This window comes from Micromonospora sp. NBC_01699 (assembly GCF_036250065.1).
In the GTDB taxonomy this organism is placed as follows: domain Bacteria; phylum Actinomycetota; class Actinomycetes; order Mycobacteriales; family Micromonosporaceae; genus Micromonospora_G.
Genome location: NZ_CP109199.1, coordinates 3,056,595 through 3,077,860, shown reverse-complemented (window position 1 = coordinate 3,077,860; position 21,266 = coordinate 3,056,595). Strand labels below are relative to the sequence as shown.

The window sequence follows — 21,266 nt, the reverse complement described above, 5'->3', positions numbered from 1 at the left end:
AGGTGCCGGAGGGGCGTTCCGGGGCCGCCGGTCAGCCGGAGCGGGAGTCGTCGGCCGACAGCTGCTCGCCGTCCCGACCGCGGGGCGGTCCGGCGAGCAGCGGGAGCGGTTTCGGTTCGACCAGCGGGGGCGGGTTCGGCGAGGCGGCCGTCCGGGCGAGCAGTGCGGCCAGTCCGGCCCTGGTGGCGACCACCAGCAGCCGGTCGGTGCGGACCAGCGGCCGCCGGTCCGGCAGCGTCCAGAGGGTCTGCCCGACCCGACCGGTCCGCACCGCGATCAGGCGTACCTCGTGCGGCCGGCTGACCTCGGGGCAGAACTCGCCCTCCAGCTCGGATCCGGCACCGACCGGGATCTCCGCGACCAGCAGCACCCGCCGGCCGACCGAGACGGTGTCGATCACCTCGCGGCCGAGCAGGGCGGCGGCGAAGGCGGGCGCGGCCAGGTAGGAGACGCTGCGCGAGATGTTGATGCCGAACGATCGCCGGATCCGGCCGGCGAACTCCTCGTCGAACAGCCGCAGCACCACCCGCAGCGGCGGTGCGGGATCCGCCGCCGGGCCGCCCCGGTCCTGCTCCGTCCGGTGTACGGAGCGCGCCAGCAGTGCGGTCTCCAGGTTCGTCACGTCGTCGCGGCAGAGCACCACCAGCGCCCGGCAGGTCTGCACCGACGCCGCCCGCAGCGTCTCGGCGCTGTTGGCGTTGCGGACCAGGACCGGGATGTCGAGGTCCCGGGCCACCTGCACACCCCGGGCGTCGGCGGCCCGGTCGATCGCGACCACGCCCACCCCGAGCGCGTGCAGCTCCTCCATCACCCTGGTGCCGATGTTGCCCAGGCCGACGACGACCACGTGTCCGGAGATCGGCTCGGTGAGTTCGCCGGCGGCGAGCGCCAGCCGTACGTTGACCACCAGCCCGACCAGCAGCACGGTGACGGTCGGGATCAGCGCGACCCCGGCGAGGACGAGGACGAGTTGCACCGCCTGTACGGCCGCCGAGCCCGCGAGGTCGGCGTCGGCCCCGCCGAGGGCGGTGACGGCGGTCAGGTAGACCGCCTGCCAGAAGCTGAGGTCACGCAGGATCGCGAGGGTCGCCGTGCCGGCGAGCAGCAGCCCGGCCACCGAGCCGAGGGCGAGCCGCAGCTTGCGGTCGAGCAGCAGCCGGGTGGTCCGCAACGGCCGACGTCGGCGTCGGCGGGCGGGGCGCGGCCGGGGCCCGGAGACCCGCGCGAGTACGAGGTCGGCCGCGCTGTCCCGCTCCGGCAGGGTGACCGGTTCGGTCGTTCCGCCGGTGACCGCGAGGCCGCAGAGGATGTCGTCCGGGTCGGGCACCCGGTCCCGGTTCACCGCCATCAGCAACTCGTCCGGCAGCCGGACGTACCGTGGGGTGTCGTCGCCGAGCGCGGCGGCGACGAACGCCGGTGCCGCGATCTCCGACCCGGAGAGTACGTCGCAGTCGCCCAGCATGGCGGCGACGCCGTCACCGAGCACCGGGTTGAAGATCCGGACCACGATCCGGACGGTCGGGCTGACCTCGCGGGCCATCATCGCCGCGTCGACGTTGTCGATGTCGTCCCGCCCGACCAGCGCCAGCGCGGCGGCCCGGTCGACCCCGACGTGCCGGAGCACCTCCTGGCTGAGCCGGGGCGCGACGACCACCACGGGCCGCAGCGCGGGGTCGCCGTCCTCGGGTCGCAGCCCGGCGATGTCCGGTGCCTGACCGGCCGACATGGATCCGACGATCACCGTGACCGGCGCGTGGTACGTGTCCATCAGCTCGGCGACCAGCCGGCGGGCGAGCGGGTTGTCACCCCAGACGACGAAGTGCCCGGCCCGCCCGTGCTCGGTCGACTCGGTCGGGCCGATGGGCGCGCCGGACCCGGGCGACTGCACAGCGGGCGGCGGGTCACCGGGCACGGCTCGATGATAGGCAACCCGGACACGCCGTCGCGCCGGCCGATCGCCGCGTCACTGATCGGTTCTTGGCGATGTGCGACCCGGCAGGACACAAACTAAGTAAGTTCTCATCCTATGTCACGAAATGCCCGAATTGTCGAGAGGGACACGCCCACGGCGGCGATCGCCCGTGATCCACCCGGCTACCGACGCAGCCGCTACCTGGACCTCTGGCGGGCGATCGCACTGGTACGCGTCGTCGTCTACCACGCCCTCGGCTGGATCTGGGTGTCCGTCTCCTTCCCCGCGATGGGCCTCATGTTCGGCCTCGCCGGGTCCCTCATGGCCAGTTCGCTCGACCGATCCGGCTCGACCGCCGTCGGGCGGCGACTGCGCCGGCTGCTGCCCCCGCTGTGGGCCTTCGGCACGATCACCGTCGTCCTGCTGCTGTCGAACGGCTGGCGCGCCGTACCCTCCGGCCCACTCGGCTGGGCCGCCCTGACCCTGTGGGCGTTCCCCGTGCAGGTCCCGCCGGTAGGCGGCCCGGCGTGGTCCTGGGCGTTCAACATCACGCTCTGGTACGTCGTCACCTACCTCTGGCTGATGCTGCTCTCGCCGGCACTGCTGGCCCTGTTCCGACGGTGGCCGTACGCCAGCCTCGCCGCCGCCTGCTGCCTGTCGGTCGGCTTCCAGGTCTTCGGGGAGAACGTTCCCGGCTACTTCATCGCCGGCTACCTACCCTGCTGGTTGCTCGGATTCGCCCACCACGACGGGCTGCTGCACCGGATCGCGGCCCGCCGGTACGCCTGCGGCGTCGCCGCGCTCGCGACCTCCGGCATCGCCTGGGTGGTCGTCGCCGCCTGGCGCGACGGCGAGTTCGACCTGGACCGCATTCCGAGCGGCAACGTGCTCTGGACGATGGCCGTCGTCGCCACCGTCCTCCGGTTCCGGCCCCGGCTCGACTGGCTCGCCCGGATCCGTCCGCTCGACCGGATGCTCCAGGCCGTCAACGCCCGCGCCGTCACCATCTACCTGTGGCACGTGCCCGTCGGGATGCTCGTCGCCACCGTGCTGGTCTCCACCGGGCGGGTCGAGCCGGGCTGGCAGGCCGCGGTCCGGTTGGCCGGCGTACTCGCCCTCACCGCGCTGGCGGTCGTGCTGCTCGGTTGGATCGAGGACCTAGCCGCCCGCCGCCCGGCCACCCTGTTCCCCCGCGACCCGACGGTTCGTCGACCGGCGACACACCGCGCCGCCTCCGGTCAGCGTCGGCGAACGGAGAGCCGATCGGTGGCGTCGTAGTCCAGCCGGCCACCCTCGCCGTCCCCGGCCACCCGACACCGGCCGAGCGCCGGGTCAGCCCCACCGTCCGGCGAGCGACGGCCGGTCGGTGGGAGAGTGGAGCCGTGGCGATCACCATTCGGACAGCGGTGGAGACGGATCTCCCGGCGCTGCTGGCGCTGTACGGGCAACTGCACCCGGACGACACCCCGCTCCCGGTCGACCGGGCCGGGCCGATCTGGCGGGAGATCACCGCACAGCCCGGGCGTACGGTCCTGCTCGCGTCGAGGGACGGGGTGCCCGCCGGCACCCTGGACTGCACGGTGCTGCCGAACCTGACCCGGGGCGGTCGGCCGTTCATGCTGGTGGAGAACGTCGTGGTCGACTCCTCCGTACGCCGTCGCGGGGTCGGCCGGCGGTTGCTCGCGGCGGCGGTCGACCTGGCCCGGTCGACCGGCTGTTACAAGGTCCAGTTGCTGTCCCGGTCGACCCGCGACGAGGCACACGATTTCTACGAGTCGTGTGGATTCCGGCAGATCGCCGCCGGGTTCCGGCACTATCTGGCCGGTTGAGGGACGGGTTTCGCACCGGGGAACCGGACGCGCGGGATCCAAGGGTCGGGACGGGGCGGACGAGGCGTGGGAGCGACTCGGCGCTGGACTAACCTTGGCCTCTGGTCGGGCTCTATGGCGCGCTCGCCGCTGATCAACGCAACGGACCGCAACGGACGGAACAAAGATCATGATCGACCAGGCCAAGACACGCGTCCTGCTGCTGGAGAACATTCACCCCGACGCGGTCACCCGGCTGGAGTCGGAGGGATTTCTCGTCGAGTCGCTGCGCAACGCGCTGGACGAGGACGAGCTGATCGCCCGGATCGAGGGCGTGCACCTGCTCGGCATCCGCTCCAAGACGCAGGTCACCGCCCGGGTGCTGGCCGCCGCGCCGCAGCTCGTCGGCATCGGCGCGTTCTGCATCGGCACCGACCAGATCGACCTGGCCGCCGCCGCAGCGGCCGGCATCGCGGCGTTCAACGCGCCGTTCTCCAACACCCGCAGCGTGGTCGAGCTGGCGCTCGCCGAGATCATCATGCTGGCCCGGCGGCTGCCCGAGAAGAACGCCGGAATGCACGCCGGGATCTGGGACAAGGCGGCCAACGGCAGCCACGAGGTGCGCGGCCGGACCCTGGGCATCGTCGGGTACGGCAACATCGGCGCCCAGTTGTCGGTGCTCGCCGAGAACCTCGGCATGCAGGTCTACTTCTACGACACCGCCGACAAGCTCGCCCTCGGCAACGCCAAGCGCTGCGACAGCCTCGACGAGTTGCTCCAGGTGGCCGAGACGGTCACCCTGCACGTGGACGGCCGACCGGGCAACAGCGGCTTCTTCGGCGAGGAACAGTTCGCCCGGATGCGTCCCCGCAGCCTCTTCCTGAACCTCTCCCGTGGCTTCGTGATCGACTACGCCGCCCTGCGCGACAACCTGGTCAGCGGGCACCTGGCCGGCGCCGGCATCGACGTGTTCCCGCACGAGCCCAAGGGCCGGGGCGACGAGTTCACCTCCGAGCTGCGCGGCCTGCGCAACGTGATCCTCACCCCGCACATCGGCGGCTCGACCGAGGAGGCGCAGGCCGACATCGGCGGGTTCGTGGCCAACAAGCTGGCCCAGTTCGTCGGCGAGGGCAACACCACGCTGAGCGTGAACCTGCCCGCGATCCAACTGCCGGCGGCGGCCGGAACGCACCGGATCGCGCACACCCACCACAACATGCCGGGCGTACTGGCGCAGGTGAACAGCATCCTGGCCGAGCACGCGGTGAACATCGAGGGCCAACTGCTGGGCACCCGTGGCGAGTACGGCTACCTGCTCACCGATCTCGGCGCCGGCTACACCGAGGACGTCGTGCTCCAGTTGCGGGCGATGAGCCAGACGATCCGGCTGCGGGAACTGTCGTGAGCGACCTCGAAGAGGACCTGCGGGCGATCGTCGGCCCGGCGCACCTGCTGGTCGACCCGGACCTGCGCGACGCGTACGAGACGGACTGGACCCGCCGGTTCACCGGCACCGCGCGTTGCGTCGTCCGCCCGGCGGACACCGCCGAGGTGGCCGCCGTGGTCCGGGCCTGCGCCACGGCCGGCGTGCCGATGGTGGTCCAGGGCGGCAACACCGGCCTGGTCGGCGGGGGTGTGCCGGGCGGCGGCGAGGTGCTGGTCAGCCTGACCCGGCTGACCGGGCTGGAGCCGGTCGACGTGATCGAGGGCCAGGTCACCGTCGGGGCCGGCGTCACCCTGGAGAAACTCCAGGCGCACGCCCGCCCGGCCGGACTGGACGTCGGCGTCGACCTGGCCGCCCGCTCGTCGGCGACCATCGGCGGCATGGTGGCGACCAACGCCGGTGGCATCCGGGTGCTGCGCTACGGCAGCATGCGCGACCAGCTCACCGGCCTGGAGGCGGTGCTGCCCGACGGCACCGTGATCACCAGGCTCGCCGGACTGGCCAAGGACAACACCGGGTACGACCTGACCCAGTTGCTCGCCGGCAGCGAGGGCACCCTGGCGATCATCACGCGGGTACGCCTGCGCCTGGTCCCGCTGCTGCCCGCCCGAGCGGTGGCCCTGGTAGCGGTCGATGGCACCGACGCGGCGCTGACCCTGCTCGCCGCCGCCCGCGGTCGCCTGTCCACCCTCGCCGCGGCCGAGATCTGCTACCCCGAGGGCATGGAACTGGTCCGGTCGTACGGTCGGCTGCCCGCCCCGTTCGACACCGACTATCCGGCGTACGTGCTGCTGGAGTGCGCGGGGCACGCCGACCCGACCGACGAGTTGCTGGACATGTTGGGCGAGTGTGCGGCGGTGCAGGACGCCACGGTCGCCTCCGACGCGGCCGGTCGGGCTCGGCTGTGGGCGTACCGGGAGACGCACACCGAGGCGATCAACACGGCGGGCGTGCCGACCAAGCTCGACGTCTGCGTACCGTTGCGCGAACTGGCCGGACTGGTCGCGGTGCTGGCGGAGACGGTCGAAGCGGTCGCGCCGGGCGCCCGGACGATCCTCTTCGGCCACCTCGGCGAGGGCAACCTGCACGTCAACGTGCTGGGCGCGGGCGAGCGGGCCGAGCAGGTGACGGACGCGGTGCTGCGGCAGGTCGCGGCCCGACGCGGCAGCATCAGTTCGGAACACGGGGTGGGCCGGGCGAAGGCCGAGTGGCTGTCGCTGTCCCGCTCCCCCGAGGAGATCGAGGTCCTGCGCCGGATCAAGTCCGCCCTGGACCCGGCCGGTGTGCTGAACCCCGGCGTCCTGCTGCCCAACTGACCAACACGTGCGCCCCGGCTGTGGCGGCCGACTGCCCATTCAGGGGCAGCGGATCGCCACAGCCGTCGGCCTTCGATCAGACGTGCTGCGGCTCGCGTCCGCAGAACGCGGCGAGCCGGTCGTACAGCGGGGCGTCGGCGGCTACCTGGACCTCGGGGCCGAACAGCCGACCGCTCCCCTCCGGGCCGCGCATCTCCGGCGGCACCACGACGCGGATCCAGTCCAGGGCGAGCTGCCCGAGCTCGGGTTTGAAATCGACCGGCTGGCCCGTCGCCTTCGCCAGGTCCCAGGCGTGCAGCGTGAACTCGAAGATCTGCTGGTCGATCGGAAAGCGGGCCGGCACCTCGCCGATGTCGGGCAGGGTGATCGTCCCGGTCGGCTCACCCACGGCACGCCAGGCGTCGAGCAGTTCGGCGGCGCCCTTACGGAAGGCCACGAAGCGGTCCTGCGTCACCGGCGGGGTCGGTTCGGTCCAGTCCGGCTGGACCCCGGTCGCCACCTTGAGGTACTGGCTCAGATCGTGCACCAGATGGTTCATGAGCTGACCGACCGTCCAGGACCGACACGGCGTCGGCAGATCCAGCTGGTCCTCACGGATCCCGGCAAGAACCTCATCGATCTGGTCCAGCGCTTGCGACAGCAACGCGATCGGCTCGTTCTGCGTCGTCACGGCAAATCTCCTCGATGATGATGAATACCTGCGGAGAGCAGACAACCACATCCGTACGCACAGAGCCAGATCGACTACTCCCCGTCGGCGTCGCCACGCATCTGGCACAGTTCTGGTCATGACAGAGCGAAAGTCACCGTTGGTCACCGCCATCTCCTGGGGCGAGATCAAGGTCGAGGGCCTGGGTACGGTGAAGGACGCCAAGCTCTACCCGGGCGGCGGCCGTGCCTGGGACTGGTCGGAGACGGGCACCGGCCACTCACCCGGCATCCAACCGGCCGACGTGGCGGAAATCGTTGACAACGGCGCCACGGTCGTCGTCCTCGGAGTCGGGATGGAGCAACGGCTCGGGGTGATGGTCGAGACACTCGACCTGCTGCGGAGCAGGGGCGTCGCCGTACACGTCCGGGAGAGCAGCGAGGCGGTACGGATGTACAACGAGCTGGCGGCATCGGTTGCGGTCGGGGCGTTGCTGCACTCGACGTGCTGAGTCACGGTGTCGAACGGAGGATGTTTCCCGACCTGGTCGGGAGCTGTCGAGTTCGGTGTCGGCCGTTCGACGTAGAGGTGTGGGGCGACCCGAACCCGGACCCGATTGGAGAAACACGATGGCCCAGTACGCGATCCTGCTGTTCGCGAAGGCCCCGGCCGACGCCGCCGACCTGACGCCGCAGGAGCGGCAGGCACACGACCGGCACGGGGAGGACGTGGAGCGGTTCGGCGGGACCATGCTCGCGGCGTACGCGCTGGAGCCGAGCACCACGGCGACCTCGGTCCACGGTGACGTCGTGACGGACGGCCCGTTCCTCGACGCCAAGGAGGTCGTCGCCGGCTTCTACGTGATCGAGGCACCCGACCTGGACGCCGCCCTGGAGATCGCCCGCCGCAACCCCGCCACCCAGCAGGGCGGCGGCGTCGAGGTACGTCCGGTGGCGGCCGGCTTTCCCACCGTACCGCCGGCGCGGCGCTGACGGACCGGGTGGACGCATGACGGACCGGGTGGACGCATGACGGACCGGGTGGACGCATGACGGACCGGGTAGAGCGATGACGGACCGGGAGGACGTACGGGCGGCCGTCGCGGAGGCGCACGGGAGCGAGTGGGCCCTGGTGCTCGCCGCGACGGCGCGGGTCGCGCGGGACCTGGACCTGGCCGAGGAGTGCGTGCAGGAGGCGTACGCGGCGGCGCTGACCGGCTGGGCCCGGCACGGGATCCCGGCCAATCCGGCGGCCTGGCTCACCACCACCGCCAAGCGTCGGGCGATGGACGCGATCCGGCGGGAGCAGGTGTTTCGCGCCAAGCTGCCGTTGCTGGTCGAGCCCGAGGAATCGTTGGAGGTGGACGTGCCGGTTGCCGAGGAGCCGACGGACGTCGTACCGGACGAGCGGCTGCGGCTGATCTTCATGTGCTGTCACCCGGCGTTGGCGCCGGAGGCGCAGATGGCGCTCACCCTGAGGCTGGTGTGCGGGGTGTCGACCGCCGACATCGCCCGCGCGTTCCTGGTGTCCGAGCCGACGATGGCCGCCCGGTTGACCCGGGCCAAGAAGAAGATCTCGGTCGCCCGGATCCCCTACCGGGTGCCGAAGGCGGCCGAGCTGCCGGAACGGCTGGCCGGGGTGCTCGGTGTGATCCACGTACTGTTCACCCTCGGGCACACGGCACCGGCCGGCGCCGAGCTGGTGCGTACGGATCTGGTGGACCGCGCGGTCCATCTGACCCGGATGCTGCGGAAGCTGATGCCCGACGAGCGGGACGTGTGGGGTTTGCTCGCCCTGCTGCTGGTCACCGACGCCCGGCGGGCCACCCGGGTCGACGCCCGGGGCCGGTTGCTGCGGCTGGAGGAGCAGGATCGGTCGCGCTGGGACCGGTCGGCGATCGCCGAGGCGGGTGACCTGATAGTGGCCGGGCTGCGCGGCGGCCGACCGGGACGGTACCTGCTCCAGGCCGCCATCGCCGCCCTGTACGCCGAGGCGCCGACCTACGAGCAGACGAACTGGCAACAGATAGTCACCCTGTACGACGTACTGCTGTCGGTGTGGCCGTCGCCGGTGGTGGCGTTGAACCGGACGGTGGCGCTGGCCGAGGTGTCGGGGCCGGCGCGGGCGCTGGCCGAGGTGGAGCGGTTGGAGTCGGACGACCGGCTCGCGGAGTACCAGTACCTGCCGGCGGTGAAGGCGGACCTGCTGCGACGGCTCGGTCGCGCCCACGAGGCGGCGGTCGAGTACCGCAGGGCGCTGGAGTTGACCGGGAACGAGGCCGAGCGGGAGTTCCTGACCGAGCGCCTGGCCGCCGCGACCGAGCCCGAGTAGTCACCGGTACGGGTGCCGGGGCGACACAGCCGGACCGGGTACGGCGACCGGGTGGCCCGGTCGCCGTACCCGAGGGTTCAGCCGCCGGCGTGGCGGATGCGGCGGATGGTGTCGCGGTACCAGAGCGCGCTGGCCTTGGGCGTACGCACCTGGGTGTCGTAGTCGACCCGGATGATGCCGAACCGCTTGTCGTAGCCGTAGGCCCACTCGAAGTTGTCCATCAGCGACCAGGCGAAGTAGCCGCGGATGTCGGCGCCCTGTTGCCGGGCGAGCGCGACCGCGCCGAGGTGCGACACGAAGTAGCCGATCCGGTCGTCGTCCTGGACGAAGCCGTTGGCGTCCGGCTGGTCGTCGAAGGCGGAACCGTTCTCGGTGATCACCATCGGCAGGTCGGGGTAGTCGCGGCCGAGGCGTACCAGCAGTTCGGTGAAGCCCTCGGGGACGATTTCCCAGTCCATCGCGGTCCTGGGCCGACCGAACGGCACCTCACGGCTGACCGGCAGCCCGTCGGCGTCCTCGGTGCGTCCCTGCTCGTCCACTCCGGAGTGCTGGGTGCTGAAGTAGTAGTTGACGCCGAGCACGTCGATCGGAGCCGAGATGATCTCCAGGTCGCCGTCCCGCACCGGCAGTTCGATGCCGCGCGCGGCCAGGTCGGCGACGATGTCCTGCGGGTAGCGGCCGTGCCGCAGCGGGTCGAGGTAGATCCGGACACCGAGCCCGTCCGCCCGGCGGGCCGCGTTCAGGTCGGCCTCGCTCTCGGTGGCCGCGACCGAGGTGCTCATGTTCAGTGTGATCCCGAGGTCGATCGGGCCGGGCGCCGCCGCCCGCATCCGCTGGGTGGCCAGCCCGTGTCCGAGCAGAAGATGGTGTACGGCGTGCATGCCGGCCTCGAAGTCCTGCCTGCCCGGCGCGTGCCGCCCGTACGCGTAACCGAGCATCGCCGAGCACCACGGCTCGTTCAGCGTGGTCCAGGTGCGTACCCGATCCTTGAGCTGGTCGAAGACGAGCATGGAGTAGTCGGCGAACCGGTAGGCGGTGTCCCGCGCCGGCCAGCCGCCCGCGTCCTCCAGTTCCTGCGGCAGGTCCCAGTGGTAGAGGGTGACCCACGGGTCGATCCCCTGGGCCAGCAGTTCGTCCACCAGCCGGTCGTAGAACGCGAGCCCGGCCGGGTTGGCCGGGCCGCGGCCGCCGGACTGGACCCGGGGCCAGGCCACCGAGAACCGGTAGGTGTCCACCCCGAGGTCACGCATAAGTCCGACGTCGGCGGGCATCCGGTGGTAATGGTCGCAGGCGACGTCGCCGTGTTCGCCGTTGTGCACCGCACCGGGGACCCGGCAGAACGTGTCCCAGATCGACGGGGTGCGCCCGTCCTCGGCGACGGCTCCCTCGATCTGGTACGACGAGGTCGCCACGCCCCAGCGGAAGCTGGCCGGCAGGCTGTCGATCGGGTCGGGTTGACCGCTGGCGACGCGGGCGGGATCGAGTGTCGAGGCGGTCGTGTCCATGGCTCTCCTGATCGGTGTGGGGAACTGGTGTCGGGCTGGCGGGTGCGCGGCGGCCGGCGGCGGGTGGGCCGCGGGCGACGCGACGGGGAACGGTCGACACCTTCGGAGTCAGCCCCGGCGGATCACGACGGTTTCCCGGGTGGGGTGCAGCCAGCAGGCCACCTTCCGGTCGGCGGCGGTCCCCTCCTTCGGCACGCCCAGCACCGGAATCTCCCTGGCGCACGGGTCGAACGCCTTCGGACAGCGCGGGTGGAACGAGCAGCCGTTCGGCATGCCGCGCAGGTCCGGCGGGGATCCGGGGATGCCGCTCAGCTCGCGGCGCGGTCCGCGCAGCGCCGGGAAGGAATTCAACAACCCCTCGCTGTACGGGTGCAGCGAGTCGCGGTAGAGCGCCGCCGCCGGCGCCTCCTCGACGATCCGGCCCCCGTACATGATCGCGATCCGGTCGGAGAACTCGACCAGCAGCGACAGGTCGTGGGTGATGAACAGCACCGAGAAGCCGAGCCGTTCGCGCAGCTCGACGAGCTGCCCGAGGATCTGTCGCTGCATCACCACGTCGAGGGCGGTGGTCGGCTCGTCCATGATGACGATCTGCGGCTCCAGCGCGAGCGCCATGCCGATCATGACCCGTTGCCGCATGCCGCCGGAGAGCTGGTGCGGGTAGCTGTCCAGCCGGTCGGCGGCGATGCCGACGAGTTTGAGCAACTCGCGGGCGCGGGCCAGCCGGGCGGCCGGGGTCGTCCTCGGCTCGTGCGCCTGGATCACGTCCATCAGCTGGGTGGAGACCTTGTGCACCGGGTTGAGCGAGTTCATCGCCCCCTGGAACACGATCGAGGTCTCGGCCCAGCGGAACCGGCGCAGTTGCGCCGGGCTGAGGGTCATGATGTCGATCGGTTCGCCGCTCGGCGGGTGGTAGACCACCGAGCCACCGCTGATCACACCCGGCGGCGGCAGCAACCGGGTCACCCCGTACGCCAGGGTGGACTTGCCGCTGCCGCTCTCCCCGGCCAGCCCCAGCACCTCGCCCCGGTGCAGGGTGAGGCTGACGTCCCGGACCGCCTGTACGGCCTGTTCGCCGAGCCCGTAGTCGACGTTCAGGTTCTTGATCTCCAGCACGGGTCGGCTCATCGCCCGGCCGCCTTTCCCTCGGCGTTGGTCAGCACGGCGGCACCCCTGGGCGCCGGTGGCGGGCTCGGCGGTGCCCCGAGGACCGGGGTGAAGCCGACCCGCATCCGGACGATCCGCCCGTCGGCCGTACGCACCTTCGCCTTGCCGCTGCTGCGCAGCCGGGGGCTGACGAACTCGTCGATGCCGAAGTTGACCAGCGACAGCGCGGTGCCGAGGATGGCGATCGCCAACCCGGCCGGGACGAACCACCACCAGGCGCCCTGGGCCAGGGCCTGCTGGCTCTGCGCCCAGAACAGGATGGTGCCCCAGTTCCACTCGGAGATGGTGGAGATGCCGATGAAGGCCAGGGTGATCTCGGACATGACGGCGAAGATGACGGTGCCGACGAAGTTCGAGGCGATGATCGCGGTTAGGTTCGGCAGGATCTCGAAGCCGACGATCCGCCAGGTGCTCTCCCCGCTGGCGCGGGCCGCCTCCACATAGTCGCGGCGGCGCAGCGAGAGCGTCTGGGCGCGCAGCACCCGTGCCCCCCAGGCCCACGAGGTCAGCCCGATGACCAGGGCGACAACCAGGTCACCGGCGGACGAGATGGTCGAGGCGACGATGATGACCAGCGGCAGCGCCGGGATCACCAGGAACACGTTCGACAGGGCGGAGAGGCTCTCGTCGGCGGCTCCGCCGAGGTAGCCGGCGGTGACCCCGATGACCACCGAGAGCACGGTCGCCACCACCCCGGCGAGGAAGCCGACGAAGATGACGCCTCGGGTGCCGACCAGCACCTGACTGAAGATGTCCTGGCCGAGGTGGGTGGTGCCGAACCAGTGCGCCCCGGACGGCGGCGCCACCAGGTCCGGGCCGCGCCCGGACGGGTCGTACGGGGCGATCCACGGGCCGATCACCGCGATCAGCAGGAAGATGCCCAGGATGACCAGCCCGGTCGCGGCCTTGGGGTTGGCCACGAACCGGAACTTGCGACGGCGCGCGGCGGCCGGCGGCGCGGCCTCGGTCACCGGGCCGGTGGGGATGACGGCGTCGATGCTGCTGGTGGGGATGGCCATCGCTCAGCCCTCCTTGCGGGTTCGGGGGTCCAGGGCCAGGTACGCCAGGTCCGCCAGCAGGTTCGCCAGCAGTACGGAGAGCGTGATGATCAGGAAGATGCCCTGCATCAGCGGGTAGTCCTTGGCGCCGACCGCCTGGAAGAGCTGGAAACCGAGGCCGGGATAGGAGAAGACGATCTCCACCAGCAGGGTGCCGCCGACGATGAAGCCCAGCGACAGCGCGAAGCCGGAGACGTTCGGCAGCAGCGCGTTGCGGGCGGCGTAGCTGACCGCTACCCGGCGTTCGGACAGGCCCTTGGCGTGCGCCACGGTGATGTAGTCCTCGGCCGCGACGGTGACCATCATGTTGCGCATGCTGAGGATCCAGCCGGAGACCGACGAGATCAGGATGGTGAACGCCGGCAGGATGCTGTGCTGGATCGCGCTACCGATGAAGTACTGGTCGAACGCCGGCACCAGGCCGGGTTCGTAACCACCGGAGGACGGGAAGAAGCTGCCCGGCCCGGCGAGCAGGGCGATCGAGATCAGCCCGAGCCAGAAGTACGGCACCGACGACAGGAACGTCGTCGCGGGCAGCAGCCCGTCGATCCAGGAGCCGCGCCGCCAGCCGGCCACCACCCCGAGCATGGTGCCGGTGAGGAAGCTGATCACGGTGGTGATGCCGACCAGGGACAGGGTCCAGGGCAGGCTGTCGGCGAGCACCTGGGAGACCGGCGCCGGGAAGAACGTGAACGACAGCCCCAGGTCACCCCGGAAGAGCTGGCCCCAGTACTCGATGTACTCCTGCCAGATGCTCTTGTCCTTGTCCAGGCCGAACAGGACGTAGAGCGACTGCATCGCCTGGGTGCTGATCTGCCCCTGGTAGCGGGAGATCAGCGACTGGACCGGGTCGCCGGGGATCATGCGCGGGATGAAGAAGTTGATGGTGATCGCGGCCCACGCGGTGAACAGGTAGAACGCCATCCGTTGCAGGAGGAACTTCACGAGGCCACCGTCCGTACCTCGCGCGCGGCGGAGCCGGGCGTCTCGGTGTTCTCCGGGTCGTAGAGCCAGCAGGAGGCCCAGTGGCCCGGCTCGCCCTGCACGGCCAACCGGGGCGGCAGCGCGGTGGAGCAGCGCGGCATGGCGCTCGGGCAGCGGGGATGGAACCGGCAACCGGACGGTGGGTTGATCAGGCTGGGCGGTTCCCCTCCGCCCCGGTCCTCCGGGGTGGCGGCGGCCGCGTCGGTGGGCGAGCCCTGGATCCGGTCCGGGTCCGGCGCCGAGGCGATCAACAACCGGGTGTACGGGTGCGCCGGGCGCTGCGTCACGGTTTCGCTGTCGCCGCCCTCCACCATCCGGCCGGCGTACATGACCAGGGTGTCGTCGGCGAAGTAGCGGGCCGAGGCGATGTCGTGGGTGATGTAGAGGATCGCCAGGTTCAGCCGTTCCTTGAGGTCACGCAGCAGGTTCAGGACCCCCAGCCGGATCGACACGTCCAGCATCGACACCGGTTCGTCGGCGAGCAGCACCTCCGGGTCGGCGCCGAGCGCGCGGGCGATCGCCACCCGCTGGCGCTGGCCGCCGGAGAGTTCGTGCGGGAACTTGTCGATGTAGCGCTCGGGCGGGGTGAGGGCCACCCGGCCGAGCAGTTCGTGCAGCGCCTGTTCCAGTTCGGCGTTGGTGTTGCCGCCGTGTCCGTGGATGCGCAGCGAGCGGGTGAGGTGGTAGCGGACGGTGTGCACGGGATTCAGCGAGGCGAACGGGTCCTGGAAGGTCAGCTGCACCCGCCGGGCGTACGCCCGGAACCGCCGGCCGCCGCGTACGGTGGTCGACTCGCCGTGCAGCCGGATGTCGCCCCCGGTGCGGCGGTAGAGCTGGGCCAGCAGTCGGGCCACGGTGGACTTGCCCGATCCGGATTCGCCGACGAGCGCGGTGACCCGACCCCGGTACAACACCAGGTTCACGTCGTCGACCGCGTGCACCACCCGCCGCTCGCGGGAGAGGAGGTCCCGGACCCGCCGTCGGACCGGGAAATGTTTGGTCAGGCCATCCGCCTCCAACACCACCTCGGTCGGCGCGGGGGTGGAGGTCTCGCTCATGGTCATGCCGGAGCTCCTGTCGAAGAGATCTGATCCCCGCGCGGCGCTGCCTCCCCCGCGCGGCTGCGCCGCCCCCCGGGTGGCCTGGTACGGCACACCCGGGAGGCAGCGCGGCTGGATCAGGAAGCGGGCTTGAGGTGCAGGACGACGTCGACCGCGTTCGGTTGCGTCGGCTGCGCCGGCGCGTACGGGTTCTGGTCGTCCGGCCAGCCCACCCAGTTCTTCGTGACGTAGGCGCCACCGGCGTTGTCCGCGCCGACCGGGATCATCGGCATCTGCTCGACGAAGATCTTCTGGAGCGTGTTCATCGCGGTGGTACGGGCGGCGTCGTCGGGAGCACTGGCGTACTCCTCCAGCGCCTTGGTCGCCTCCGGGCTGTTGAACCGCCCGAAGTTGCCCTGCGGCGACGCGGTGCCGATCGGCTTGAGCAGCCGACCGTCCATGATCGTCTGGTAGATGTCGTACGGGGTGGCGCCACCGTTGGTCCAGCGGAAGCTGGCCTCGAAGTTGCCCTCCTCGACGGCGGTGAACCAGGCGTCCTGGTTGGCCTTCTCCACGGTCGCGGCGATGCCGATCTGGGAGAGGTTGTCCTTCACGATTTCCAGGCTGGTGATGTAGTCGGACCAGCCGGCCGGGTCGCTCAGCTTCAGGGTGACCGGCTTGCCGGTCGGGTCCTTCAGCACGTTGCCCTCAAGCTTGAAACCGGCACCGGTGAGCAGCGTCTTGGCGCCCTCGACGTCGACCTTGTGGGTCTGTCCCTTGTACTCCGGTGCGATGAACGACTCGCCGGCCGGCAGCGGGATGCCGGTCACCGAGGTCACCTCGGGGTGGAAGTAGGCCGCCTCGGCCTGCACGAAGATGTCGTTCCGGTTGATCACCATGTTCATCGCCCGGCGCAGGACCGGGTTGTCGAACGGCTTGCGGGTGACGTTGATGTAGAGACCGTGGATGCCCAGTACGGACGCCGGCCAGACCTTGTTGAACTCGGGGTTCTTCTCCACGTACACGGTCTTGTAGTTCGGGATGAAGACGAAGCTCCACTCCGACTCGCCGTTGGCCAGCGCGGTGGTCTGCGCGTTGTTGTCGTTGTACGACGTGTAGCGCAGCTCCTTGACCTTCGGCAGTTCCTGCCAGTAGTTGTCCCGCACGGTCAGCGTGGTGGTCTGCGGCGTGAACGACTTCAGGGCGTACGGACCGGTGCCGACCGGGTTCTTGTTGATGTCGGTGGCCGGGTCGGCGATGGTCGACCAGATGTGCTTGGGCACCATCGGGATGGTGGTGAGGATCTTGTGCTGGTTGACGAACTGCGGCGCGCCGAAGTTCACCGTGACCGTGCTGCCGCTGGTCGTGATGTCCAGCAGCGGCAGGGCGTTGATGTTCAGCGCCTCGGTCTTCTTGATCAGTTCCCAGGTGAACGCGACGTCCTCGGCGCTGAACGGCTTGCCGTCGGACCACTTGACACCGTCGCGGATGGTCAGCGCGAGGGTCTTGTAACCGTTGCTCCACTCCGCCTTGGTGGCCAGCCACGGCTTGCCCGCGTCGGAGGGACGGATCAGGTTATCCATGATCAGCGGCTCGTAGATCATCCAGCGGTAGCCGAGCGACGCGGCCGACGCGGAGGTCAGGAACGGATTGTGGTTCTCGGTCTGCGGACCGTTGGGCATGCCGATGTTGAGCACGGACGGGGCGTTGTTCCCGTCCCGGTTCGCGTTCGGGCTGTCGCCGCAGGCGGCGAGTGCACCGACCGCCATCACGCTGGCGAGGGCGACCGCGAGAGTGCGCCTGACGTGCATGTATTCCTCCCTGTGTCGTGGTGGTGAGGGTGGTCATCGGGTTGATCGGAAAGGGCGTTTCTGACGGGGCCGACCGATCGGTAGAGCGCTCTCTCGATCGGGTGGACGGGTCCGAAGGATCTTGACTGTCAGTGGGGGTGAGCGTGTGGTGCGGCCGGTCGGGGTGGTCCGGTGGAGCCGGGCGGACCGGTCGGGGGTGGGACCGGTCGGGATCGGGTGGGTTAGGCGGGAACCATGGTGGAGGCTCGGATGATCAGCGTGGTGGGCAGCACGTGCGGGGCGTCGGGCAGCGGGGTGCCGTCGAAGTACGCGAGCAGCATCCGCGCCGCCGCCTCGCCCATCTGACGCATCGGCTGGTGCACCGTGGTCAGCGGCGGGTCGGTGTGCGAGGCGTACGGGATGTCGTCGAAGCCGACCAGGGCGACGTCCTCCGGCACCCGGCGGCCCGCTTCCCGGATGGCCAGCAGGGCGCCGGCCGCCGAGAGGTCGTTGTGGGCGAAGACGGCGTCGAACTCGATCCCCTCGGCGATCAACTGCTTGACCACCGCCCGGCCCCGGTCGAAGGTGAAGTCGCCCTCCACCACGAGTCTCGGGTCCAGCGGCAGGCCCGCCTCGGCGTAGACGTCGCCGAACCCGGCCATCCGTTCCTGGGTGCAGCCGAACGGCTCGATGCCGGTGATCACCAGCGGCCGGCGCCGGCCGAGTTCCAGCAGGTGGCGGGCGGCGGCCGCACCGCCACTGCGGTTGGTGGTGGCCACCGACGGGAAGAGCGGCTGGTGGCCCCGGTCGTCGATGAGCACCACCGGCAGGCCACGGGCGTGCAGGTCGGTGATGTAGTCGAGGGTGCCCTCGGGCTCGATCACCAGCAGGCCGTCGAACGACTTCGCCGACACCTGGGAGGCGAACTGCCGCATCGACTCCTCACCCCGGTTGCAGGTGAACAGCAGCAGGCCGTAGCCCTCGGTCTCCACCACGTCCACCGCGCCCTGCAACACCTCGCCCATCCAGGGCCAGGTCAGTGACGGGACGAGCATGCCGACCACCCGGGTACGGCCCCGCGCCAGCCCGACCGCCCGCGCGCTCGGCACGTAGCCCAGTTCCTCGATCACCCGGCGCACCCGCGCCGCTGTCTGCACGTCCAGCTCACCCTTGCCGTTCAGCACCCGGGAGACCGTGGTCTTGCTGACCCCGGCTCGGGCCGCGACGTCGGCGATGGTGATCGGCACCGGGTGCCCCTTCGTGTCAGGACGGTTAACGGCTGGTTCGGAACCGGTTGCGGAAGCGGTTCCGGGCCGAGTCAACCGGAGTGACGCGGGCCACGTCAATCACGGTCGCGTAACAAAACAGATTACTAAACAAACCTTGCAGTTAGCTGTACGGGCGTGTTACCTCTTCACCATCATCGATGCGTTCCGTCGCATCACGGGCTCCATCCCGACGACCACGGGCATCGCACCCCGGCCGACCAGCGCATCCGCCACACCCGGCCGTGGCCCGTCGTCGTCGCCCGGACGGTGACCGCCCCCGCCGAACGGGCGCGGGGCGCCCACCGTCGGCCGAGAAAAACTCCTCGCGGAAAGGAAAATCCTGTGCCATCGACAGCGACTCCACCGCTCGTCGCACCCACCCGCCGGAACGGACAAACCCGCCGACGCGCGCTCCAGGCCGCGCTGCTGGCCTGCTGCCTGGTCGCCACCGGGCTGGCCGTGCTCCGGGCACCCGCCGCCTTCGCCGCCGGCGAACAGGTCAACATCTGGCTGACCACGACCTCGGACGCCCGCGGTCGTACGGTCACCCGCGGGCTCCAGCCGCAGACCCCGATCGCCTTCGCGACCAGCAGCGGCGCCGGCAACCAGACCGTCACCGTCAACGAGAACGTCACCTACCAGCAGTTCGAGGGGGCGGGCGCCTCGTTCACCGACACCGCTGCCTGGCTCATCCACGGCAGCGGCGCACTCAGCCAGAGCACCCGCGACAGCGTGATGCGCCAACTGTTCGACCCGGTCAACGGAATCGGCCTCAGTTTCACCCGCAATCCGATGGGCGCCTCCGACCTGGCCCGATTCAGTTACTCGTACGACGACACCTGCTGTGACCTGTCCGACTTCTCGCTGGGCCGGGACACCGACGTGATGGCGTTGACCAAGCAGGCGAAGAGTCTCAACCCGGCTCTGAAGGTCATGGCCTCGCCGTGGAGCGCACCGGGCTGGATGAAGGACAACAACAGCATGACCCAGGGTTGGTTGCAGTGGCAGCACTACCCGACCTACGCCCAGTACTTCGCCCGGTACGTGCAGGGCTACGCCGCCCAGGGCGTGAAAATCGACTACGTGACGGCACAGAACGAACCGACCTGCTGCGCCGGTTACCCCTCCATGCAGTGGAACGCCGCCGGGTTGCAGGAGTTCACCAAGAACCACCTCTACCCGGCGTTCCGCAACGCGGGGATCAACAGCAAGGTGCTGGTGCACGACTGGAACTGGGACGGTTACCAGGAATGGGCCGCACCACTGCTCAACGACCCGGCGATCCGCAACGACCCGCTCTTCGGCGGAATCGCCTGGCACGGGTACGGCGGGAACGTCAGCACCCAGACCACGGTGCACAACCAGTTCCCGAACGTGAACGCGTACATGACCGAGCACTCCGGCGGTGACTGGATCGCCAACCAACAGACCGAGGACATGCTGAACCTGGTCGACTACACCCGCAACTGGGACCGTAGCTGGATCAAATGGAGCCTCGCCCTGGACCAGAACCAGGGCCCGCACAACGGCGGCTGCGGCACCTGCACCGGGCTGGTGACCGTGCACAACGGCGACAGCCGGCACGGCCAGGTCGACTACACGATCGAGTACTACACGATGGGACACCTGACCAAGTTCGTGAAACCGGGCGCGTACCGGATCGACTCGACCGGCAACGCCTCGGTGCCGAACGTGGCCTGGAAGAACCCGGACGGTTCGAAGGCGCTGATCGCGTACAACAACACCGGGGGCACCCAGAACGTCAAGGTGAACTGGGGGAACCAGTCCTTCACCTACCCCCTGCCGACGAACACCTCGGCCACCTTCACCTGGAGCGGGACACCGGGCACCGGTCCCACCACTCCCCCGACCGGCCCGGCCGGACAGATCACCGGCCTCGGCGGAAAATGCATCGACATCGCCGGCGCCAACTCCGCCGACGGCACCCCGGTGCAGTTGTACGGTTGCAACGGAACAACCGCCCAGCGGTGGACCCGGGCCAGCGACGGGACGCTGCGCGCACTCGGCAAATGCCTCGACATCAGCTCCGGGTCGACCGCGAACGGCGCCCGCGTGCAGCTCTACACCTGTAACGGCTCCGGCGCGCAAGTGTGGACCTACACCAGCGGTCGGGACCTGGTCAATCCGCAGGCGAACAAGTGCCTGGACGTGACGGGTAACACCAGCGCCGACGGCACCCCGCTTCAGATCTGGACCTGCACCGGCGCCGGAAACCAGAAATGGACCGCCCCGGCTTAGTAAGCGCGGAGCGCTTCGTACCGTACCGGCAGCCGCCGGCGCCCACCGAACCGGGAGGCGCCGGCGGCGTCGTTTATGCCGGCCGGAGGAGTTTCCGGGCCGCTCGGGGCACCCGCGCCACTCCCGCAATGGGGTGAGCGTTGCGAAAGCAGTGATTGATGAGTCAAACTCATCACCTGGAACCCCATTGTTCACGTGGAGTGATCAACCATGGCTAAAAAGGTAATCACCGTCCTGACCGACGACCTCGATGGCGGCGAGGCCGACCGCACCGTCGAGTTCGGGCTCGACGGCGTCAGCTACACCATTGATCTATCCGAAGAGAACGCGGGCAAGCTCCGCAAGGTGCTCGACCCGTTCATCGCCGCCGGTACCCGCGTGGGTCGGGGCGGCGTGGAAAGCCGTCGGCCGGCCCGCCGCAGCGGCAACGCGGCGCCCACCCGCAGCGACCGGGACCAGAACAAGGCGATCCGGGAATGGGCGTCGAAGAACGGCTACGACGTTTCCGAGCGCGGCCGGATTCCGGCTTCCGTGGTCGAGGCGTACAACAACCACTGAGCTGGCAGCTCAGGGGGTGCGGTATGCGCGGGAGATGCCCGGCGGGGCATCCCCCGGAAAATATCGGCCGCCTCCGCCTGTCGGGCCCGGCCTACCCGCCGTCGGTGAGCCGGGCTTGTGAAGCCCCACGCGGAAATTGCACCATGGCAAAGAGCGCCCGAAAGACGCCCCGCGGCG

The 21,266-nt window shown here is 70.2% G+C and carries 18 protein-coding genes; 9 read left to right on the top strand and 9 right to left on the bottom strand.

Features of this window, described 5'->3' with window-relative positions; all coding sequences use genetic code 11:
- Positions 1-31: 31 nt before the first annotated feature.
- A complete protein-coding gene (locus OG792_RS13730; protein WP_329109895.1) occupies positions 32-1,912 on the bottom strand; it encodes a potassium channel protein in 1,881 nt (626 codons plus the stop codon).
- 114 nt (positions 1,913-2,026) lie between these two features.
- Here OG792_RS13730 and OG792_RS13725 point away from each other — a divergent pair, with 114 nt between their 5' ends.
- The 4 genes from OG792_RS13725 (at position 2,027) to OG792_RS13710 (ending at position 6,480) form a co-directional block, all read left to right on the top strand.
- Positions 2,027-3,190 carry an acyltransferase family protein gene (locus OG792_RS13725; RefSeq protein ID WP_329109893.1) on the top strand — a complete coding sequence of 388 codons (1,164 nt, stop codon included), beginning with the start codon at positions 2,027-2,029 and terminating at the stop codon, positions 3,188-3,190.
- A 104-nt stretch (positions 3,191-3,294) separates the two neighbouring features.
- Positions 3,295-3,741, top strand: coding sequence for a GNAT family N-acetyltransferase (locus OG792_RS13720; protein WP_329109892.1), 447 nt, complete (start codon positions 3,295-3,297; stop codon positions 3,739-3,741).
- Between the two features lie 169 nt (positions 3,742-3,910).
- A complete protein-coding gene (serA, locus tag OG792_RS13715) occupies positions 3,911-5,125 on the top strand; it encodes a phosphoglycerate dehydrogenase (protein WP_329109890.1) in 1,215 nt (404 codons plus the stop codon).
- The gene (locus OG792_RS13710; RefSeq protein WP_329109888.1) at positions 5,122-6,480 is read left to right on the top strand and encodes an FAD-binding oxidoreductase; all 1,359 of its coding nucleotides are present in this window, start codon (positions 5,122-5,124) and stop codon (positions 6,478-6,480) included. The genes serA and OG792_RS13710 overlap by 4 nt, the downstream gene beginning before the upstream one ends.
- Before the next feature lie 76 nt (positions 6,481-6,556).
- On the opposite strand, the gene OG792_RS13705 is transcribed toward OG792_RS13710, so the two are convergent.
- Positions 6,557-7,150: a TIGR03086 family metal-binding protein gene (locus OG792_RS13705; RefSeq protein WP_329109887.1), complete on the bottom strand. Its 594-nt coding sequence runs from the start codon at positions 7,148-7,150 to the stop codon at positions 6,557-6,559.
- 118 nt (positions 7,151-7,268) lie between these two features.
- Here OG792_RS13705 and OG792_RS13700 point away from each other — a divergent pair, with 118 nt between their 5' ends.
- The 3 genes from OG792_RS13700 to OG792_RS13690 all read left to right on the top strand — a co-directional run bounded on the left by OG792_RS13700 (position 7,269) and on the right by OG792_RS13690 (position 9,460).
- A complete protein-coding gene (locus tag OG792_RS13700) occupies positions 7,269-7,640 on the top strand; it encodes an Mth938-like domain-containing protein (protein WP_329109886.1) in 372 nt (123 codons plus the stop codon).
- Between the two features lie 118 nt (positions 7,641-7,758).
- Positions 7,759-8,121 carry a YciI family protein gene (locus OG792_RS13695; RefSeq protein WP_329109885.1) on the top strand — a complete coding sequence of 121 codons (363 nt, stop codon included), beginning with the start codon at positions 7,759-7,761 and terminating at the stop codon, positions 8,119-8,121.
- 139 nt (positions 8,122-8,260) lie between these two features.
- Positions 8,261-9,460 carry an RNA polymerase sigma factor gene (locus OG792_RS13690; protein WP_329111254.1) on the top strand — a complete coding sequence of 400 codons (1,200 nt, stop codon included), beginning with the start codon at positions 8,261-8,263 and terminating at the stop codon, positions 9,458-9,460.
- A gap of 77 nt (positions 9,461-9,537) precedes the next feature.
- On the opposite strand, the gene OG792_RS13685 is transcribed toward OG792_RS13690, so the two are convergent.
- The 7 genes from OG792_RS13685 to OG792_RS13650 form a co-directional block, all read right to left on the bottom strand.
- Positions 9,538-10,965, bottom strand: coding sequence for a GH1 family beta-glucosidase (locus OG792_RS13685; protein WP_329109883.1), 1,428 nt, complete (start codon positions 10,963-10,965; stop codon positions 9,538-9,540).
- A gap of 108 nt (positions 10,966-11,073) precedes the next feature.
- On the bottom strand, positions 11,074-12,093 hold the full coding sequence (locus tag OG792_RS13680) for an ABC transporter ATP-binding protein (protein ID WP_329109882.1): 1,020 nt from the start codon (positions 12,091-12,093) through the stop codon (positions 11,074-11,076).
- Positions 12,090-13,151 (bottom strand): ABC transporter permease, encoded by a 1,062-nt coding sequence (locus OG792_RS13675; RefSeq protein ID WP_329109881.1) that lies wholly within the window; start codon positions 13,149-13,151, stop codon positions 12,090-12,092. The genes OG792_RS13680 and OG792_RS13675 overlap by 4 nt, the downstream gene beginning before the upstream one ends.
- A gap of 3 nt (positions 13,152-13,154) precedes the next feature.
- Positions 13,155-14,135, bottom strand: a complete 981-nt coding sequence (locus tag OG792_RS13670) for an ABC transporter permease (protein ID WP_329109880.1) — start codon at positions 14,133-14,135, stop codon at positions 13,155-13,157.
- Positions 14,132-15,238: an ABC transporter ATP-binding protein gene (locus tag OG792_RS34690; protein WP_442932411.1), complete on the bottom strand. Its 1,107-nt coding sequence runs from the start codon at positions 15,236-15,238 to the stop codon at positions 14,132-14,134. Before OG792_RS34690 ends, OG792_RS13670 begins: the two co-directional genes overlap by 4 nt.
- A 113-nt stretch (positions 15,239-15,351) precedes the next feature.
- Positions 15,352-17,025, bottom strand: coding sequence for an ABC transporter substrate-binding protein (locus OG792_RS13655; protein WP_329109878.1), 1,674 nt, complete (start codon positions 17,023-17,025; stop codon positions 15,352-15,354).
- Between the two features lie 221 nt (positions 17,026-17,246).
- Positions 17,247-18,251 (bottom strand): LacI family DNA-binding transcriptional regulator, encoded by a 1,005-nt coding sequence (locus OG792_RS13650; protein WP_329109876.1) that lies wholly within the window; start codon positions 18,249-18,251, stop codon positions 17,247-17,249.
- A gap of 363 nt (positions 18,252-18,614) precedes the next feature.
- On the opposite strand from OG792_RS13650, the gene OG792_RS13645 reads away from it, so the two are divergent.
- Together OG792_RS13645 and OG792_RS13640 are read left to right on the top strand one after the other, a co-directional pair.
- On the top strand, positions 18,615-20,531 hold the full coding sequence (locus OG792_RS13645) for a ricin-type beta-trefoil lectin domain protein (protein ID WP_329109875.1): 1,917 nt from the start codon (positions 18,615-18,617) through the stop codon (positions 20,529-20,531).
- 210 nt (positions 20,532-20,741) lie between these two features.
- Positions 20,742-21,089, top strand: coding sequence for a histone-like nucleoid-structuring protein Lsr2 (locus tag OG792_RS13640; RefSeq protein WP_329109873.1), 348 nt, complete (start codon positions 20,742-20,744; stop codon positions 21,087-21,089).
- The last annotated feature ends 177 nt before the right edge of the window (positions 21,090-21,266 follow it).

Excerpts from the sequence above, each read along its gene's own strand:
- OG792_RS13725 (WP_329109893.1), top strand. The coding sequence starts at position 2,027 with ATGTCACGAAATGCCCGAATTGTCGAGAGGGACACGCCCACGGCGGCG.
- serA (WP_329109890.1), top strand. The coding sequence starts at position 3,911 with ATGATCGACCAGGCCAAGACACGCGTCCTGCTGCTGGAGAACATTCAC.
- OG792_RS13700 (WP_329109886.1), top strand. The coding sequence starts at position 7,269 with ATGACAGAGCGAAAGTCACCGTTGGTCACCGCCATCTCCTGGGGCGAG.
- OG792_RS13695 (WP_329109885.1), top strand. The coding sequence starts at position 7,759 with ATGGCCCAGTACGCGATCCTGCTGTTCGCGAAGGCCCCGGCCGACGCC.
- OG792_RS13685 (WP_329109883.1), bottom strand. The coding sequence starts at position 10,965 with ATGGACACGACCGCCTCGACACTCGATCCCGCCCGCGTCGCCAGCGGT.
- OG792_RS13680 (WP_329109882.1), bottom strand. The coding sequence starts at position 12,093 with ATGAGCCGACCCGTGCTGGAGATCAAGAACCTGAACGTCGACTACGGG.
- OG792_RS13675 (WP_329109881.1), bottom strand. The coding sequence starts at position 13,151 with ATGGCCATCCCCACCAGCAGCATCGACGCCGTCATCCCCACCGGCCCG.
- OG792_RS34690 (WP_442932411.1), bottom strand. The coding sequence starts at position 15,238 with ATGACCATGAGCGAGACCTCCACCCCCGCGCCGACCGAGGTGGTGTTG.
- OG792_RS13655 (WP_329109878.1), bottom strand. The coding sequence starts at position 17,025 with ATGCACGTCAGGCGCACTCTCGCGGTCGCCCTCGCCAGCGTGATGGCG.
- OG792_RS13640 (WP_329109873.1), top strand. The coding sequence starts at position 20,742 with ATGGCTAAAAAGGTAATCACCGTCCTGACCGACGACCTCGATGGCGGC.